The organism is Mycolicibacterium rutilum (assembly GCF_900108565.1).
Classification (GTDB): Bacteria; Actinomycetota; Actinomycetes; order Mycobacteriales; family Mycobacteriaceae; genus Mycobacterium; species Mycobacterium rutilum.
The window spans coordinates 4,323,511-4,341,604 of sequence record NZ_LT629971.1; the positions used below are offsets into that span (position 1 = coordinate 4,323,511).

15 protein-coding genes are annotated in these 18,094 nt (G+C 69.9%); 3 read left to right on the forward strand and 12 right to left on the reverse strand.

Annotation, left to right across the window (positions count from 1 at the left end):
- The first annotated feature begins 41 nt into the window (after positions 1–41).
- Positions 42–1,802, forward strand: a complete 1,761-nt coding sequence (locus tag BLW81_RS21075) for an ABC-F family ATP-binding cassette domain-containing protein (protein WP_083408855.1) — start codon at positions 42–44, stop codon at positions 1,800–1,802.
- 2 nt (positions 1,803–1,804) lie between these two features.
- On the opposite strand, the gene argH is transcribed toward BLW81_RS21075, so the two are convergent.
- The 11 genes from argH to BLW81_RS21130 form a co-directional block, all read right to left on the reverse strand.
- On the reverse strand, positions 1,805–3,217 hold the full coding sequence (argH, locus tag BLW81_RS21080; protein ID WP_083408856.1) for an argininosuccinate lyase: 1,413 nt from the start codon (positions 3,215–3,217) through the stop codon (positions 1,805–1,807).
- A gap of 82 nt (positions 3,218–3,299) precedes the next feature.
- The gene (locus BLW81_RS21085; RefSeq protein ID WP_083408857.1) at positions 3,300–4,499 is read right to left on the reverse strand and encodes an argininosuccinate synthase; all 1,200 of its coding nucleotides are present in this window, start codon (positions 4,497–4,499) and stop codon (positions 3,300–3,302) included.
- Positions 4,499–4,993, reverse strand: coding sequence for an arginine repressor (locus tag BLW81_RS21090; RefSeq protein WP_083408858.1), 495 nt, complete (start codon positions 4,991–4,993; stop codon positions 4,499–4,501). The genes BLW81_RS21085 and BLW81_RS21090 overlap by 1 nt, the downstream gene beginning before the upstream one ends.
- Positions 4,990–5,913, reverse strand: coding sequence for an ornithine carbamoyltransferase (gene argF, locus BLW81_RS21095; protein WP_083408859.1), 924 nt, complete (start codon positions 5,911–5,913; stop codon positions 4,990–4,992). Before argF ends, BLW81_RS21090 begins: the two co-directional genes overlap by 4 nt.
- Positions 5,910–7,079 carry an acetylornithine transaminase gene (locus BLW81_RS21100; protein WP_083408860.1) on the reverse strand — a complete coding sequence of 390 codons (1,170 nt, stop codon included), beginning with the start codon at positions 7,077–7,079 and terminating at the stop codon, positions 5,910–5,912. The genes argF and BLW81_RS21100 overlap by 4 nt, the downstream gene beginning before the upstream one ends.
- Positions 7,076–7,948, reverse strand: coding sequence for an acetylglutamate kinase (argB, locus tag BLW81_RS21105; protein WP_083408861.1), 873 nt, complete (start codon positions 7,946–7,948; stop codon positions 7,076–7,078). Before argB ends, BLW81_RS21100 begins: the two co-directional genes overlap by 4 nt.
- The gene (gene argJ, locus BLW81_RS21110) at positions 7,945–9,189 is read right to left on the reverse strand and encodes a bifunctional glutamate N-acetyltransferase/amino-acid acetyltransferase ArgJ (protein ID WP_083408862.1); all 1,245 of its coding nucleotides are present in this window, start codon (positions 9,187–9,189) and stop codon (positions 7,945–7,947) included. The genes argB and argJ overlap by 4 nt, the downstream gene beginning before the upstream one ends.
- On the reverse strand, positions 9,144–10,178 hold the full coding sequence (gene argC / locus BLW81_RS21115; protein ID WP_083408863.1) for an N-acetyl-gamma-glutamyl-phosphate reductase: 1,035 nt from the start codon (positions 10,176–10,178) through the stop codon (positions 9,144–9,146). Before argC ends, argJ begins: the two co-directional genes overlap by 46 nt.
- Before the next feature lie 102 nt (positions 10,179–10,280).
- Positions 10,281–12,767, reverse strand: a complete 2,487-nt coding sequence (pheT, locus tag BLW81_RS21120; RefSeq protein WP_083408864.1) for a phenylalanine--tRNA ligase subunit beta — start codon at positions 12,765–12,767, stop codon at positions 10,281–10,283.
- The gene (pheS, locus tag BLW81_RS21125) at positions 12,767–13,810 is read right to left on the reverse strand and encodes a phenylalanine--tRNA ligase subunit alpha (RefSeq protein WP_083410712.1); all 1,044 of its coding nucleotides are present in this window, start codon (positions 13,808–13,810) and stop codon (positions 12,767–12,769) included. Before pheS ends, pheT begins: the two co-directional genes overlap by 1 nt.
- Before the next feature lie 180 nt (positions 13,811–13,990).
- Positions 13,991–14,842 carry an adenylate/guanylate cyclase domain-containing protein gene (locus tag BLW81_RS21130; protein WP_083408865.1) on the reverse strand — a complete coding sequence of 284 codons (852 nt, stop codon included), beginning with the start codon at positions 14,840–14,842 and terminating at the stop codon, positions 13,991–13,993.
- Between the two features lie 215 nt (positions 14,843–15,057).
- Here BLW81_RS21130 and BLW81_RS21135 point away from each other — a divergent pair, with 215 nt between their 5' ends.
- Entirely contained in the window at positions 15,058–16,086 is a 1,029-nt protein-coding gene (locus tag BLW81_RS21135) for an oxygenase MpaB family protein (protein ID WP_083408866.1), read from the forward strand.
- A gap of 5 nt (positions 16,087–16,091) precedes the next feature.
- Positions 16,092–17,330, forward strand: a complete 1,239-nt coding sequence (locus BLW81_RS21140; protein WP_083408867.1) for an acyl-CoA dehydrogenase family protein — start codon at positions 16,092–16,094, stop codon at positions 17,328–17,330.
- Here the strand turns inward: BLW81_RS21140 and BLW81_RS21145 are convergent.
- Positions 17,327–18,073: a TrmH family RNA methyltransferase gene (locus BLW81_RS21145; RefSeq protein ID WP_083408868.1), complete on the reverse strand. Its 747-nt coding sequence runs from the start codon at positions 18,071–18,073 to the stop codon at positions 17,327–17,329. The two genes, BLW81_RS21140 and BLW81_RS21145, sit on opposite strands and share 4 nt — an antisense overlap.
- Between the last annotated feature and the right edge of the window lie 21 nt (positions 18,074–18,094).

Here is an 18,094-nt window from a genome sequence, read left to right on the forward strand (position 1 = left end):
CAGCAGGCGGTACATCAGCGTCGACCTATCATCGGCGGGCGATGGCGAACCTGATCAATGTCGAACGCGCGACGGTCGGCTACGGCACCCGCACCCTCCTCGACGGGGTCAGCCTGGGCATCGAGGACGGCGACGCGGTCGGTGTGGTCGGCCGCAACGGGGACGGCAAGACCACCCTGCTGCAGATCCTGACCGAGACGCGCGAACCCGACTCGGGCCGGGTGACCCACACCTCCGGGCTGTCGGTGGGCTACCTGCGCCAGAGCGACGACTTCGCCGCCGACGCGACCGTGCGCGAGGTGATCGTCGGGGGCCGCGCCGACCACGTCTGGGCCGCCGAGCCCGACACCCGCGACGTGGTCTCGCACTTATTGGCCGGCGTCGACCTGGACCGGGTGATCGGCGCCCTGTCCGGCGGCGAGCGGCGACGGGTGGCCCTGGCGGCGGTGCTGATCGCCGGGCACGACGTGCTGGTCCTCGACGAGCCCACCAACCATCTCGACGTCGAGGTGATCGGTTGGCTGGCCGACCATCTCAACACCCGTCGCGCCAAGGCCCTGGTGGTGGTGAGCCACGACCGCTGGTTCCTCGACGCGGTGTGCACCAGGACCTGGGAGGTGCACAACGGGGCAGTCGACGCCTACGAGGGCGGGTACGCGGCGTACGTGCTCGCGCGCGCCGAGCGGATGCGGCTGGCCGCGGGCACCGAGGCGCGTCGGCAGAACCTGATGCGCAAGGAACTGGCGTGGCTGCGCCGCGGCCCGCCCGCGCGCACCTCCAAACCGAAGTTCCGGATCCAGGCCGCCAACGAGTTGATCGCCAACGAGCCGCCGCCCCGCGATTCGCTTGTGCTGCAACGGTTTGCGACCACCCGGCTCGGTAAGGACGTCTTCGACCTGCACCGGGTGCGGCTCGAGGCGGGCGACAACATAGTGCTGGACAAGGTCGACTGGTCGATCGGGCCGGGCGCCCGCATCGGGTTGGTCGGGGTCAACGGCACAGGCAAAACGACCGTGCTGCGGCTGCTGGCCGGTGACCTCGAACCCAGCTCGGGCACGATCAAGCGGGGCAGCACGCTGCGCATCGGGCACCTCAGCCAGGCGCTGGCCGAACTCGAGGGCTCCGAACGGGTACTGGACGCGGTCGAGAACCGGCGCCGGGTCACCGAGCTGGCCGGCGGCCGAGAGATCACCGCCGACACCCTGCTGCGCGACTTCGGCTTCACCGGGGACAAGCTGACCGCGCGGATCGGCGAGCTGTCCGGCGGTGAACGGCGGCGGCTGCAGTTCCTGCGACTGCTCCTCGACGAACCCAACGTGCTGCTGCTCGACGAGCCAACCAACGACCTGGACATCGACACGCTGACCGTGATCGAGGACTACCTCGACGGCTGGCCCGGCACGTTGATCGTCGTCACCCACGACCGCTACTTCCTCGAGCGGGTCTGCGACGTCACCTACGCGCTGACCGGCGGCGGCCGCTGCGACCTGCTGCCCGGCGGCGTCTCGCAGTATCTCGAGGGCCGCGCCGCCGCGTCGACGGCAGCGGGGTCGTCGCCGGCACAGTCGTCGTCGGCGCAAGGCGAGACAGCCTCGGCGCGCGAACGGCGCACCGGCAAGGAGATGGCGCGCATCGAGGGTCAGCTGACCAAACTCGAGGACCGCATCGCCAAGCTGCACGAGACGATGGCCGCCGCGGCCTCCGACCACGTCCGGCTGGCGGAACTCACCGCGGACTTACAGGAGTTGTTGCAGCGCAAGGAGTCTCTTGAGGAAGCCTGGCTGAGCGCCGCCGAGGACTGACGCTAGTCGCGCAACCGCAGCCGTAACCGGTCCGCGGTGTCGCGCACGACGGAGAGCTGGCGGGCCACCTGGACCGGGGCCGTACCACCGCGGGCGTCGCGGGAGTTCACCGATCCCTCGACGGTGAGCACCTCGCGCACCTGCGGGGTCAACTCCGGATGGATCCCGGCCAGTTCGGCGTCCTCGAGCTCTTCGAGCCCGACGCCGCGGGCCTCGGCCGCGCGCACCGCCGCTCCCGCCGCCTCGTGCGCCACCCGGAACGGCACCCCACGGCGCACCAGCCACTCGGCGACATCGGTGGCCAGCGTGTACCCCAGCGGGGCGAGCTCGGCCATCCGGTCGGCGTCGAAACGCAGGGTCGCGACCAGGCCCGCCATCGCCGGCAACAGCAACTCGAGTTGGGCGACCGAGTCGAAGACCGGCTCCTTGTCCTCCTGCAGGTCGCGGTTGTAGGCCAGCGGCTGCGCCTTGAGCGTGGCCAGCAACCCGGTCAGGTTGCCGATCAGCCGGCCGGACTTGCCGCGGGCCAGCTCCGCGATGTCCGGGTTCTTCTTCTGCGGCATGATCGAACTGCCGGTCGACCACGAGTCGTGCAGCTCGATATACCCGAATTCGGTTGTGCTCCAGAGGATGATGTCCTCGGCGAGCCGCGACAGGTCGACACCGATCATCGAGAACACGAATGCCGCCTCGGCGGCGAAGTCACGGGATGCGGTGGCGTCGACGGAATTGTCGGCGGCCGCCGTGAAACCCAGGTCCGCCGCGATCGCGTCGGGGTCGAGGCCCAGCGACGAACCGGCCAGCGCCCCGGACCCGTATGGCGACACCGCCGCCCGCTTGTCGAAGTCAGCGAGCCGGTCGACGTCGCGCAGCAGCGGATGCGCGTGCGCCAGCAGGTGATGCGCGAGCAGGATCGGCTGCGCGGACTGCAGATGCGTCTTGCCCGGCATGATCGCGGTCGGATGGGCGGCGGCCTGGGTGGCCAGCGCGCCGACCACCTGCAGCGCACCGTCGGCGACACGGCGGATCGCGTCACGCAGCCACATTCGAAACAGCGTGGCCACCTGGTCATTTCGTGATCGGCCCGCGCGCAGCCGACCGCCGAGTTCGGGCCCGACACGGTCGATCAGCCCGCGTTCGAGCGCGCCGTGCACGTCCTCGTCGGTGACCAGCGGTTCGAAGGTGCCGTCGGCGACGTCGGAGGCCAGGCTGTCGAGGCCGGCGAGCAGTCCGTCACGCTGCTCGGCGGTCAACAGGCCCGCGTTGAACAGCACCTTGGCGTGCGCCTTGGACGCCCGGATGTCGTAGGGCGCCAGCACCCAGTCGAAGTGGGTCGACTTGCTCAGCGCCGCAAGCGCATCCGATGGTCCGTCGGCGAACCGACCGCCCCACAGCGAGCCTTCATTGGTGCTCACCTGCGCGCCCCCCGTCCAGCGCCGAGACCGACGCAATGGCGGTTTCCGCGGCCACTTTTCGACCAAAACGTCGGTTTCGGCGTCACGTTGCCAGGTCCCGACGCGCGGAGATGCTCGACGACAGCCCGTGGATCTGCACGAAACCGCGTGCCGCGGACTGGTCGAAGGTGTCGCCCTCGTCGTAGGTGGCGAGGTTGAAGTCGTACAGCGACTCGGCGCTGCGGCGGCCGTTCACCGCGATGTGCCCGCCGTGCAACACCATCCGGATCTCGCCGGTGACGTGCTCCTGCGTCTTGGCGACGAACGACTCGAGCGCGGTCTTCAGCGGCGAATACCACAGGCCGTCGTACACCAGCTCGCCCCACTTCTGGTCGACGCCGCGCTTGAACCGGCCGAGCTCCCGTTCGAGCGTGACGTGTTCGAGTTCGGTGTGGGCGGTGATCAGCACCATCGCGCCTGGCGCCTCGTAGATTTCGCGGCTCTTGATGCCGACCAGCCGGTCTTCGACCACGTCGAGCCGGCCGACACCCTGCTCGCCGGCGCGCCGGTTGAGTTCCTCGATCGCCTGCAGCACGGTGACCGGACGCCCGTCGATCGACACCGGCACGCCGCGCTCGAAGCCGACGATGACCTCGTCGGGGGTGCTCCAGTTGACGGTGGGATCCTCGGTGTAGTCGTAGACGTCCTTGGTCGGCGCGTTCCACAGGTGTTCGAGGAACCCGGTCTCCACGGCGCGGCCCCACACGTTCTGGTCGATCGAGAACGGCGAGCGCTTGGTGACGTTGATCGGGATGGCGTTCTCCTCGGCGAACGCGATGGCCTTCTCCCGCGTCCACGCGTAGTCGCGCACCGGCGCCAGCACCTCGAGATCGGGTGCGAGCGAATTGAATCCGACCTCGAAGCGGACCTGATCGTTGCCCTTGCCGGTGCAGCCGTGCGCGACGATGCCGCCGCCGTGCGCGCGGGCCGCGTCGACCAGATGCTTGACGATCAGCGGCCGGCTCAGCGCCGACACCAGCGGGTAGCGGTCCATGTAGAGCGCGTTGTTCTGGATCGCCGGCAGGCAGTACTGCTCGGCGAACTCGTCTTTGGCGTCGACGACGACGGCCTCGACCGCACCGCAGTCGATGGCGCGCTGGCGCACCACCTCCATGTCCTCGCCGCCCTGACCGAGGTCGATCGCGACGGCGACCACCTCGCGGCCGGTTTCCTTGCCGATCCAGCTGATCGCCACCGAGGTGTCCAGACCGCCGGAATAAGCCAAGATGACGCGATCGGACATCAGTTGCTCTCCTTTTGTCGAATGCTTTCGAGTTTCGCCGCCAGTTCGGCGCCGGTCATCGGTTCACGCGCGACGACCAGGATGGTGTCGTCGCCGGCCACGGTGCCGACGACGTAAGACGGTGCCGCGCGGTCGATCGCGCTGGCGAGGTAATGCGCCGCGCCGGGCGGCGTGCGCAGGATGGCCAGGTTGCCGCTGGCGTCGGTCGACACCAGCAGTTCGGTCATCAGCCGCGACATCCGCTCGGTGCCGCCCGAGACCCCGCGCACCGGACTGCCGTCCTCGGGTACGACGTACACGCCGACGCCGCCATCGGCACCGCGCAGTTTGACCGCGCCGAGTTCCTCGAGGTCGCGCGACAGCGTGGCCTGGGTGACTTCGATGCCCTCATCGGCCAGCATCGCGGCCAACTCGGACTGGCTGTGCACCGACTGCGACGACAGGATCGACACGATCCGGGCCTGCCGTCCGGCGCGGGTTGCCGCTGACGTCACGAGTGCTCCAGCAGCCACACCAGCAGCGCCTTCTGGGCGTGCAACCGGTTCTCGGCCTCGTCCCACACCGCGCTGTGCGGGCCGTCGATCACCTCGTCGGTGATCTCGTGACCGCGGTGCGCGGGAAGGCAGTGCAGCACAACGGCATCCGCATCCGCCAACGACATCAGCTCGGCGTTGAGCTGGAATGGCTTGAACGGCCGGACCCGGTCAAGCCCGTCGTTCTCCTGACCCATCGAGGTCCAGGTGTCGGTGACCAGCACGTCGGCGCCGTCCGCGGCGGCTTTGGCGTCAGCGGTGAGGGTGACCGTGGCGCCGGTCTCGGCGGCCCGTTTACGCGCAGCGGCAACGAAATCCGGGTGCGGCTCAAAGCCCGTCGGGGCGGCGATCGTGACGTTGACGCCGGCGGTGACGCCGCCGAGCATCAAGGAGTGCGCCATGTTGTTGGCGCCGTCGCCGAAGTAGGACATCCGCAAGCCCGCCAGCGCGCCCTTGCGCTCGGCCAGCGTCTGCAGGTCGGCGAGCACCTGGCACGGATGGAACTCATCGGACAGCGCGTTGACGATCGGCACGTCAGCGCCGGAAGCCATGGCGGTCAACCGCTCCTGGGCGAAGGTGCGCCACACGATCGCCTTGACGTAGCGCGACAGCACCCGCCCGGTGTCCTCCAGCGTCTCCTCGCGACCGAGTTGCGTGCTGCGGCCGTCGACGACGACCGCGTGCCCGCCGAGGTGCGCGATGCCGATCTCGAAGGAGAACCGGGTCCGCGTGGAGTTCTTGTCGAAGATCACCGCGACCCCCTGCGGACCTTCGAGCGGGCGGCGGCTGAACGGCGCGCGTTTGAGTTCAGCCGCCATCGCCAGGACCTCGGCCTGCTCGTCGGGGGTCAGGTCGTCGTCACGCAGGAAATGACGGATCACGAGGCAGCCCCTTTGTCGAGGACGTCGGGTAGAGCGGTCAGGAAGCCATCGATCTGGGCCTCGTCGATCACCAGCGGCGGTGCCAGCCGGATGACGTCGGCCGCCGCGGCGTTGATCAGGAAACCGGCGTCCCGGGCCGCGGCCTCGACGGCCTTGGCCTTCTCGGCGGTCAGCACGACGCCGAGCAGCAACCCGCGGCCCCGGACATGATCGACCAGCGGGTGGCCCAGCGCTTCGATACCGGACGCCAGCGTCTTGCCCAGCACGTCGGCGCGGCCGACCAGGTCGTCGTCGGCGAGCACCTTGAGGACGGCCAGCGCCGCGGCGGTGCACACCGGGTTGCCGCCGAACGTGCTGCCGTGCAGCCCGGGGGTCAGCAGGTCGGCGGTCGGTCCGACGGCCAGGCACGCGCCGATCGGCAGCCCGCCGCCCAGCCCCTTGGCCAGGGTCACGACGTCCGGGGTGATCCCGTCGTGCTGGTGGGCGAAAAACGCTCCGGTGCGGCCCATTCCGGTCTGTACCTCGTCGAGAACCAGCAGCGCACCGTGTGCCGCGGTGATCTCGCGAGCGGCCACCAGGTAGCCCGCCGGCGGGGTCACCACACCGCCCTCCCCCATGATCGGTTCGAGGAAGACGGCCGCAGTCTGGTCGTCGACGGCAGCCCGCAGCGCGTCGATGTCGCCGTACGGCACGTGGGTGACGTCGCCGGGCAGCGGGGCGAACGGTTCCTGCTTGGTGGGCTGTCCGGTCAGCGCCAGCGAACCCATCGTGCGGCCGTGGAACGCGCCTTGGGCGGCAACGAGTTTCGTCCGGCCGGTCAACCGGGTGATCTTGAAGGCCACCTCGTTGGCCTCGGTGCCCGAATTGCAGAAGAACACCCGGGCCGGGGCGCCCAGCAGCCCGACGAGCGCTTCGGCCAGCGCCACTCCGGGTTCGGTCGCATACAGGTTCGACGTGTGGCCGAGGGTGTTGAGCTGGCGCGTGACCGCCTCGATGACGGCGGGGTGGCGGTGGCCGAGGATGTTGACCGCGATGCCGCCGAGCAGGTCGAGGTACGACTTGCCGGCGTCGTCGGTCACCACGGCGCCGTCGCCGCCGACCAGTGCCAGCGGCGGGGTGCCGTAGTTGTCCATCATCACGGCCTGCCACCGGTCCAGCAGACTCATGAGCGCACCACTTTCGTCCCCGTTCCCTCGTCGGTGAGAAGTTCCACCAGCACACAGTGTTCGACGCGGCCGTCGATGACGTGGGCGCTGGGCACACCGCCCGCGACCGCGCGCAGGCACGCCTCCATCTTCGGCACCATCCCGGTCTCCAGGCTGGGCAGCAGCTGCGTCAGCGCCGCCGAGTCGATCTCGCTCACCAGCGAGTCACGGTCCGGCCACCGGGTGTAGAGGCCCTCGACGTCGGTCAGCATGACCAGCTTCTCGGCGCCCAGGCCCTCGGCGAGCGCCGCGGCCGCGGTGTCGGCGTTGATGTTGTGCACCACCCCGTCGGCGTCCGGGGCGATGGTCGAGACCACCGGGATCCGGCCGGCGGCAATGAGATCGAGCAACGAGCCGGCGTTGACCTGCTCGACGTCACCGACCAGCCCGATGTCGGTGGCCACCCCGTCGACCATGACATCGCGGCGGACCGCGGTGAACAGCTGCGCGTCCTCGCCGGTGACACCGACGGCGTACGGCCCGTGCGCGTTGATGAGGTTGACCAGCTCGCGGCCCACCTGACCGAACAGCACCATCCGCGCCACATCGAGCACCTCGGGCGTGGTCACCCGGAAGCCGCCCTTGAAATCGCCCTGGATGCCGAGGCGTTTGAGCATCGCGCTGATCTGCGGCCCGCCGCCGTGCACGACGACCGGATGCACGCCACAGTTGCGCAGGAACACCATGTCGGCGGCGAACGCGGCCTTGAGCACGTCGTCGGTCATCGCGTTGCCGCCGTACTTGACCACGACGATCTTGTTGTGGAGTTGCTTGAGCCACGGCAGGGCGGCCGCCAGAACCTGTGCCTTGAGCGGGGTTTCGACGCTCATGAACTGTAGGCCGAGTTCTCTTCGACGTAGCCGTGCGACAGGTCCGTGGTGCGGACCGACGCCTGCGCAGCACCGGCGGCCAGGTCGATCGTCACGGCGATGTCCGCCCCGGACAGGTCCACGTCGCGCGCTCCAGGGGTGGGAGCGCCGTCCTGCCAGACCGGAATCCCGTTGAATTGCAGCGTAGTTCGCTCGGCGTCGACCTTGAACGGTGCCATTCCGATGCAGGCCAGCACGCGGCCCCAGTTCGGATCGGACCCGAACAGTGCGGTCTTGACCAGGCTGTCGCGGGCGACCATCCGGGCGCCGACGAGCGCGTCGTCCTCCGACGCTGCACCGGTCACGGTCACCGTGATGCGCTTGGTGACGCCCTCGGCATCGGCCTGCAGTTGCGCGCACAGGTCGTCGCACACCCGCAGCACGGCCTCGTCGAGCTCGCTTTGGCTGGGCGTGATTGCGCTGGCGCCCGAGGACAGCAGCAGCACCGTGTCGTTGGTCGAGCAGCAGCCGTCGATGTCGAGCCGGTCGAACGTGTGGGCGGCGGCCTTGCGCAGCGCCTCCTGCAACGCGGCTGGTCCGGCGACGGCGTCGGTGGTCAGCACGCACAGCATGGTCGCCAGCGAGGGCGCGATCATGCCCGCGCCCTTGACCATCGCGCCCACGGTCCAGTTGTCGGCATGGTGCAGGGCGACCTGTTTGGGCACCGTGTCGGTGGTCATGATCGCGCGCGCCGCCTCGTCGCCGCCGGTCAGCCCGCCGGCGAGTTCGTGCACGATCTCGGTCACCCCGGACAGCACCTTGTCCATGGGCAGCCGATCGCCGATCAGGCCGGTCGAGCAGACCGCGACCTCGATCGCGCCGGTCTCGGTGCCCCAGTCGCTCAGCGCGGTGGCCACCGCCTCGGCCGTCGCGTGCGTGTCCTGAAAGCCCTGCGGCCCGGTACAGGCGTTGGCGCCGCCGGAGTTGAGGATCACCGCGCGCAACCGTCCGGTGGTGAGCACCTGCTGCGTCCACAGCACCGGCGCGGCCTTGACCTGGTTACGCGTCACCAGGCCGGCGGCCGCATAGTCGGGGCCCTCGTTGAACACCAGCGCCAGATCGAGCGCACCGGAGGCCTTGATGCCGGCGGCGATCCCTGTCGCGCGGAAACCCTCCGGGGCCGTGACACCCTGGGTGCGGATCATCCGGCTCTCGGTCACGGCGCCACTCCCACGATCGAAAGTCCTTCTGTCTCCGGCCATCCCAGGGCCAGGTTCATCGACTGCACGGCCGCCCCGCCGGTGCCCTTGACGAGATTGTCGATCGCGGCGACCGCGACGAGCGTCTTGGCGTCCTCGTCGACGGCGACGGCCAGCTGCGCGGCGTTGCTGCCCAGCACCGCACCGGTCTTCGGTAACTGCCCCTCGGGCAGCAGGTACACGAACGGCTCGCTGCCGTAGGCCTTCTCGTAGGCGGCCCGGATCTCCGACACCGACGCGGTGGTGCGCGCGGTGCATGTCGCCAGGATGCCGCGCGAGGTCGGGATCAGCACCGGCGTGAACGACACCGTGATCTCCCGGTCGGTCAGCGCGCTCAACCCCTGTGCGATCTCCGGGGTGTGCCGGTGCTTGCCGCCGATGTTGTAGGCGCGCGCCGATCCGATCACCTCGGCGCCCAGCAGGTCGACCTTCGCCGCCCGGCCTGCGCCGGAGGTGCCGCTGACCGCGACGACGGTGACCGCGGGCTCGATCAGGTCGGCCGCCACCGCGGGCCACAGGGCCAGCAGCGCCGCGGTCGGATAGCAGCCGGGCACCGCGATCCGGCGCGCGTCGCGCAGCTTGTCGCGCCCGCCGGGCAGTTCGGGCAGCCCGTAGGGCCAGCTGCCGGCGTGTGTGGAGCCGTAGAACCGCTCCCACGCCGCGGGGTCGGTGAGGCGGAAGTCGGCGCCGCAGTCGATGATCAGCGTGTCCGGGCCGAGTTGCTCGGCCAGCGCCGCGGAATGCCCGTGCGGCAGGCCCAGGAACACGACGTCGTGGCCGGCCAGGGTGTCCGCGTCGGTGGCAACCAGGGTGCGGTCGGCCAGGGGCAACAGATGCGGGTGATGCTCACCGAGGGTGGAGCCCGCGCTCGCGGCCGCGGTGAGCGCGCCGATCGTCAGCCGTCCGTCAGCGTGAGCGGGATGGCCGAGTAGGAGTCGAAGGATCTCGCCGCCGGCATAGCCGCTGGCGCCGGCCACCGCCACAGAAACCATGCAGCCAATTCTGCATGTTTATGCAGCCAGTTGCAAATTCATTAAGCGGCTTCGGTGCGCTGCCCGTCGCTCAGCGATCGGCAGTGCACCGAAATCGCCATTTCAGCCGCGCTGGACGGCGCCGACGCGCTCCGCCGCGGACTGCACCGCCGCTTCGCGGGCCGCGCTGGCCTCATCCTCGGTCAGCGTCCGGTCGGCGGCGCGGAACCGCAACGCCAGCGTCACCGACTTGCGGCCCTCACCGATCTGCGGGCCGGTGTACACGTCGAACAACCGGACATCCTCGAGCAGCGGCCCGGCGCCCGCGCGCACGGAATCGACCACGTCCGCCGCGGCGACGTCGGCGTCGACGATGAGGCTGACGTCCTGGAACACCGCCGGGAACGGCGACACCCGCGGCGCGGGCAACGTCTCGACGATCGGCACGGCGTCCAGGTCCAGTTCGACGGCGCAGGTGCGCTTCGGCAGGCCGGACCGCTCGACCACCGCGGGATGCAGTTCACCGGCGTACCCGACCACCACCTCGCCGAGCACCACCTCGGCACACCGGCCCGGATGCCACGGCAGATGCTGTGCGGGCCGCAACCGCAGCGTCACGCCGGCGGCGCGGGCGACGATCTGCACCGCCTCGAACGCGTCGGCGGCCTCGGCGGCGCGTCCGGCGCCCCACGGCCCCGCCGGTTCGCGCAGCCCCGCCAGCACGGCGGCGACATGCTGCGGCTGGCGCGGCAACGACGCGTCCAGCCCGGCGATCTCGTCATCGGTCGGTCGCCGGTCGGTGGGAATGCGCTCGACGGCGCGGGTCTCCGACGTCGGCTCCACCACCTGCTGGATGGCGAACAGCGCCACATCGGCGGCACCGCGAGACACGTTGCGGGCCAGCGCCTCCAACAAGCCCGGCAGCAGTGTCGTGGCGAGCTGCGGGCGGTCCGCCTCGAGCGGGTTGAGCACCCGGGTCGTGGCGCGGCGCGCGTCGTCGGCGGGCAGCCCCCACTGGTCGAACACGCCGGCGGGCAGGAACGGCGTCGGCAGGATCTCCACGTACCCGCTGAGCGCCAACGACTTTCCGATCGCGCGGCGGCGCTTCTGCACCGGCGTCAGTCCGCGGCCGGCCGGCGCGCTCGGCAGCACGGACGGGACCGCCTCCAGCCCCTCCAGGCGCAGCACTTCCTCGACGAGGTCGGCGGGTTGGCGCAGGTCGGGTCGCCAACTCGGCGGCGTCGCGGTCAACCGGGCGCCGGCGACGACGACGCGCGCGCCGATCTGGGTCAACCGCCGCTCGGCGGTGCCCGGGGCGTAGTCGATGCCCGCGGTGCGGTCGGGCAGGTCGACGGCCATGGTCACCGGCGGGTGCGACCAGTCCTCCCGCGGCGGATCGCCGCGCCAGTCGGTCAGCGTGGGTTCGGCTGTGCCACCGGCGATCTCGGCCAGCAGTGCGGCGCAGCGATCCAGCGCAGCCACCGACACCGCGGGGTCGACGGTGCGTTCATAGCGGCGCCCGGCCTCGCTGTAGAGGCGCAACCGCCGTTGGGTGCGTGACACCGCGGCCGGATCCCACACCGCGGCCTCGAGCAGCACGTCGGTGGTGCTGTCGCGGACCTCGGTGGTACCGGCGCCCATCACACCGCCGATCGCGGCGGTCGCCACGTCGTCGACGATCAGCACGTCGGCCGGATCGAGTTTGCGTACGACATCGTCGAGGGTGACGACCGTCTCCCCCGGTTCGGCGAACCGCACCCGGAATCCACCGGTGATCAGGCTGCGGTCGTGGGCGTGCATCGGATGCCCGAGCTCGAGCATCACGTAGTTGGTGACGTCGACCGCCGGCGAGATCGCACGGATGCCCGACAACAGCAACCGCCGCTGCAGCCACCACGGCGACACCGCCGCGGGATCGATGCCCGTGACGGGTCGCAGTCCGAACCGCAGCACCCCGGTGCCGTCGTCGATGGTCACCGGCAGCGCCTCGCCCTCGGCGGGCAGCGGGGTCACGTCGGCGGGGTCGACGAAGTCGAGGTCGTAGGCGTTGGCGATCTCGCGCGCCAACCCGCGCACCGACAGGCAGTAGCCGCGGTCAGGCGTGACAGCCAGATGGAACACCACGTCGTCGAGGCCGAGCACATCGGCCGCGGGTGTGCCGGGTTCGGCGGTCCCCGGCGGCAGCACCAGGATCCCCGAGTGGTCGGTGCCGAGGTTGAGCTCGGCCGTCGAACAGATCATGCCGTCTGAGACCCGGCCGTAGGTCTTGCGGCTGGCGATCGTGAAGTCGCCCGGCAGCACGGTGCCCGGAAGCGCGACGACGACCAGGTCGCCGACCGCGAAGTTCGTTGCCCCGCAGACGATGTCGCGCAGCGCTGACTCGCCGGCGTCAACCTTGACCGCGCGGATCGGCTTCTTGAACTCGGTGAGCTCCTCGATCTCGGCGACCCGGCCGACGGTCAGCGGGCCGGTGACCGGGCCGACGGGAATGATCTCCTCGACCTCATGGCCGATCCGGATCAGGGCGCTCTCGAGTTCCTCGGTGGACACGTGCCACCCCGGAGCCCCGGCCTGCACGACATCGCGCAGCCAGCTGTACGGCAACCGCATCAGGCGCCTACCCCGAACGGCAGCGAGAACCGGACGTCGCCCTCGACCATGTCGCGCATGTCGGGAATCCCGTTGCGGAACTGCAACGTACGTTCGAGGCCCATGCCGAACGCGAAGCCGGAATACACCTCGGGGTCGATGCCGCAGGCGCGCAACACATTCGGGTTGACCATCCCGCAGCCGCCCCATTCGACCCAGCCGGGGCCGCCCTTCTTGTTCTCGAACCAGATGTCGACCTCGGCCGACGGCTCGGTGAACGGGAAGAAGTGCGGCCGGAACCGGGTGCGGCCCTGGGGGCCGAACTCCGAACGCGCGAATGCGTCGAGCGTGCCGCGCAGGTGCGCCATCGTCAGTCCCTTGTCCACCGCCAGTCCCTCCACCTGGTGGAACACCGGTGTGTGGGTGGCGTCGAGTTCGTCGGTGCGGAACGTGCGCCCGATCGAGATGATGTACACCGGCAGGTCGCGCTCGAGCAGCGCCCGGATCTGCACCGGCGAGGTGTGGGTGCGCAGCACCTGACGTGAGCCGTCCGGTGCGACGTGGAAGGTGTCCTGTTCGCTGCGCGCGGGATGGTCGGGCGGGAAGTTCAGCGCGTCGAAGTTGAACTGCTCGGTCTCGACCTCGGGGCCCTCGGCCAGCTCCCAGCCCATCGCGACGAACGTGTCGGCGATCCGCTCGGACAGGATCGTGATCGGGTGGCGGGCGCCGACCGGCTGCCGCGTCGAGGGCAGCGTGACATCGATCCGCTCGGCCACCAGCACCGCGGCGTCGCGTTCGGCCCGCAGCGCGGCGATCCGCTCGTCGTATGCGCGTTGCGCCTCGCCGCGCGCGACGTTGACCCGTTTGCCCGCGTCGGCGCGCTCGGACTTGGCCAAGGTGCCCAGCGACTGGCGCGCGAGCGCGATCGGCGAGCGATCGCCGAGGTGCTCGGTCTTGGCGCGCGCCAAGGCCTCGAGGTCGGCGGCCGCGTCGAAGGCATGACGGGCCGCACTGACCGCCTTGGTCAGCGCGTCTTCGGACAGGTCTATGGGCTGATCAGCCACCCGGCGATCATAGGCGATGCCCGAATCGGCCCTCGAACGCATATCGACGTGCCCGAACCGGGCGGCGGCCAGCATGCCCGCCGACAGCGCGACGGCATGTCCGACGCCGGTGAAATCCCCGGCGGCCGCGATCCCGGATCCGCACCGCAGCCGCGACGAACCCGACCGCCACGGCAGCCACTATTCGTGCGCGGGCTGCTCCGCATCGTCCCCGCCATCTGGCACGTGCCTGCGGGTTTTCAGCCGGTACATCACGAAGTCGGCGGGCACGCCGTCCTGCTTGATCGGAAACACCTGTCGGCGAAGGCGTTTGGCGTCGACGCCGAGCGCGTCGAATTGCTCGTCGGGAATGCGCTCCAGCGTGGCTTGCGACACCATCAGCTCGCCGCGCGTCGCGCGCTCCATCACGCGCGCGGCGATGTTGACGTCGACACCGACCCAGTCCGAGCCGATGCGCTGCGGATGGCCGGTGTGCACACCGACCCGCATCCGCGGCGTGAAACCATCCACCTCAACGGCTTTCACCGCTTCACGGGCCGTGATGGCGGCGCGCACGGCCGTCGTCGGCTCGTAGAACACGGCCATGATGCCGTCGCCCAGGCGCTTGACGATGTGACCGCCGGCCGCCAGCAGCGGCGGCTCGACCACCTGCGACACGCGCCGCAGCAGCCGCAGGGTCGCTTCGTCACCGGCGTTCAGCGACCACGCCGAGAACCCCACCAGGTCGGTGAAGACGATCGTCGCCTCCCGGTTGGCCGGTTTCCCCGACACCCGCTCGGTCAGCGCCTGCCACACCTGCAGGGCCCCCAGGCTCACCTCGCGCGTGGCGGCCTCGCGTTCGAGCAGGCGGTCGGCGGCCCTGGCGGCCGCGCTGGGTCCGCCGACACCGGTCGCCGACAGCGGGTCGCCGAACTCCGGGTCGCCGGGCAGTGCCCGCCGCGCGCGGCGCAGGAACGCGATGACGCTCTCGTTGTGGTTGGTGTTCTTGAGCCACCAGAACGGTCCCGAGGACTGTTGGGGCTCGACATCCACCCGACCAGCCTATCCTCCGCTCACCGCCGAGCAATTCCGCGCTGGCAGAACACAATCCGACATGCGAAGGAACCGCCACCAAACGCACTGGTCACAAACGCATGGAGCGACAATTGCCGCTGCGTAACGGTGTGGTGCGGCACGCCCGGCAAATCGTAGACAACGCCTGTTGTCAACATTATCGTGGAAATCACACCGATTCAGCGAGGAGCCGGATGACCGCAACATCGCGTGCTGACACCGCCGGAGCGCACCCGCTCGGGCCCGATTCCCTGACGTGGAAGTACTTCGGTGATCTGCGCACCGGGCTGCTCGGCGTCTGGATCGGCGCCATCCAGAACATGTATCCGGAACTGGGCGCAGGCGTCGAGGACCATTCGATCCTGCTGCGCGAACCGCTGCAGCGCGTCGCCCGCTCGGTGTACCCGATCATGGGCGTCGTCTACGACGGTGAGCGCGCCGCGCAGACCGGCGAGCAGATCAAGGGCTACCACACCACGATCAAGGGCGTGGACGCCGAGGGTCGCCGCTATCACGCGCTGAACCCGGAGACGTTCTACTGGGCCCACGCCACGTTCTTCATGCTGATCATCAAGACCGCCGAGTATTTCTGCGGCGGGCTGACCGAGGCCGAGAAGCGCCAACTGTTCGACGAGCATGTGCAGTGGTACCGGATGTACGGCATGAGCATGCGGCCGGTGCCGGACAGCTGGGAGGAGTTCTGCGAGTACTGGGACCGCAAGTGCTGCGAGGAACTCGAGATCAACCGCGCCACGCTCGACATCTTCTCGATCCGCATCCCCAAGCCGTGGTTCGTGCTGATGCCGACCGGAATCTGGGATCAACTCTTCAAGCCGATGGTGGGCGCGCAGCGCTGGATCGCGGCGGGCGTGTTCGACGACGCCGTCCGCGAGAAGGCGAACATGCGCTGGACCCCCGGCGACGAGGTGCTGCTGCGGCTGTTCGGCAAGCTCGTCGAGCTCGCGTTCGTCGCCGTTCCCGACGAAATCCGTTTGCATCCACGGGCTTTGGCGGCCTATCGGCGAGCGGCGGGCAAGCTGGCCGCCGACGCGCCGCTGGCCGAGGCGCCGTCGTTCATGGCACCGCCCAGTGACCGGCGCGGCATGCCCATGCACTACGTCCCGCCGCGCAGATCGCTGCTCGACCGGGCCGGCTCGCTGGTGCACACGACGTTCGCTTTGACGGGCCTGCGTCCGGCCCGCGGACGGCATAAGGCAGCCTAGGGGGCATGCTCGATTGGTCTGATGTCGATCTCGCGGTGCGCGATGCGGTGCGCGAGTTCGTCGACAAGGAAATCCGCCCGCACGTCGACGCGCTGGAAAGCGGCGAGATGGAGCCCTACCCCATCATCCGCAAGCTGTTCGCGACGTTCGGCATCGCCGACATGGCCCGCGAGTCGCTGAACAAGCGGCTGGCCAAGCTTCGCGACGGCGGCGGGGACGGCTCGAAGTCCTCCTCCGGCGGCGGCGGGATGTTCGGCGACGGCTCCGGCGGCATGGGCTTCGTCGTCGTCAGCGAACTGTGCCGGGTGTCGATGGGCATCGTCACCGGGATGGGCGTCAGCCTGGGACTGACCGTGCCGACGATCATGAGCCGCGGCACGCTGGCCCAGCAGGAGCGGTGGCTGCCGGACCTGGTCACCTACGACAAGATCGGCGCCTGGGCGATCACCGAGCCGGATTCGGGTTCGGATGCGTTCGGCGGGATGAAGTCCTACGTCGTGCGCGACGGCGACGACTACATCCTCAACGGCCAGAAGACGTTCATCACGAACGGGCCCGACGCCGACGTCGTCGTGGTCTACGCCAAGCTCGACGAACCCGGCGTCGACAAGCGCGACCGCAAGGTGCTGACGTTCGTGCTGGACCGCGGCATGGAGGGCTTCGTGCAGTCCCAGCCGCTCCGCAAGATGGGGATCCACAGCTCGCGCACCGGCGAGTTGTTCTTCAACAACGTGCGGCTGAGCCGCGACCGGCTGCTCGGCGAGACCGAGGGAGACGGTGGCACGTCCGACGGCCGCGCCAGCGCCCGGTCCAACTTCTCCGCCGAGCGGATCGGCGTCGCCGCGATGTCGCTGGGCGTGATCGAGGAATGCCTGCGGCTCTGCGTCGACTACGCCAAGACCCGCAAGCTGTGGGGCCAGGAGATCGGGCAGTTCCAGCTGATCCAGCTCAAGCTCGCGAACATGGAAGTCGCGCGAATGAACGTGCGCAACATCTTGTTCCGCGTCATCGAGGCCGCACAGACCGGCACGCCGATCTCTCTGCCGGAGGCCTCGGCGATCAAGTGGTACTGCTCGCAGGCCGCCACCGACGTCGCGATGGATGCGGTGCAGTTGTTCGGCGGCAACGGCTACATGACCGAGTACCGCGTCGAACAGTTGGCGCGCGACGCCAAGTCGCTGATGATCTACGCCGGCAGCAACGAGGTCCAGATCACCCACGTGGCGCGCGGGCTGCTGAGCTAGCTGCGGCGGTGCGCGGCGGCGCTCTGGTACAGGCAGATCGCCGCCGCCGAGGCCACGTTGAGACTCTCGGCGTGGCCCGGCATCGGAATGCAGACCCGGTGCGTCGCCTCGCGGGCCAGTTCGGCGGGCAGACCGTGCGCCTCGGGTCCGAACAGCCACGCTGTCGGTGAGGCCAGCTCGGCGTCATCGAGCGACACCTCGCCGTCGACGGTGGTGGCCAGCACCTGCAGATCCGCCGCCCGCAGCGCGCCGACAACGGCCGCGGAATCAGTCTGGGAGACAACGGGGATCGAGAAGATGCTGCCTGCCGAGGCGCGCAGGCACTTCCCGTTGTACGGGTCGACGCTGTGGCCGGCCAGCACCACGGCGTCGGCGCCCATCGCGTCGGCGATGCGGATCAGCGTGCCGGCGTTGCCCGGTTCGGAGATCTCCACCGCGACCGCCACCAGCCGGGGCGACGCGGCCAGCACGTCGGCCAGCGAGGTCTGCGGCATCGTGCACACCGCGACCAGGCCGACCGGAGTCACCGTCTCCGACAACGCTTTTGCGGCCCGCTCGGTGACCAGCTGAACCGGTGCGTCGGCGAGCAGCGCAGCGAACCGCTCATGCGCGGATTCGGTGGCGAAGACCTCGGATACGAGTCCGCGCCGCAGCGCCGCCTCGACGAGGTTGGGTCCCTCGGCGAGGAAGCGCTCGGCGCGGCGTCGTCCTGTGTGGCGCTGCAGCTTGACCGCTGCGGCCACCCGTGCTGAGCGTTCGGTGAG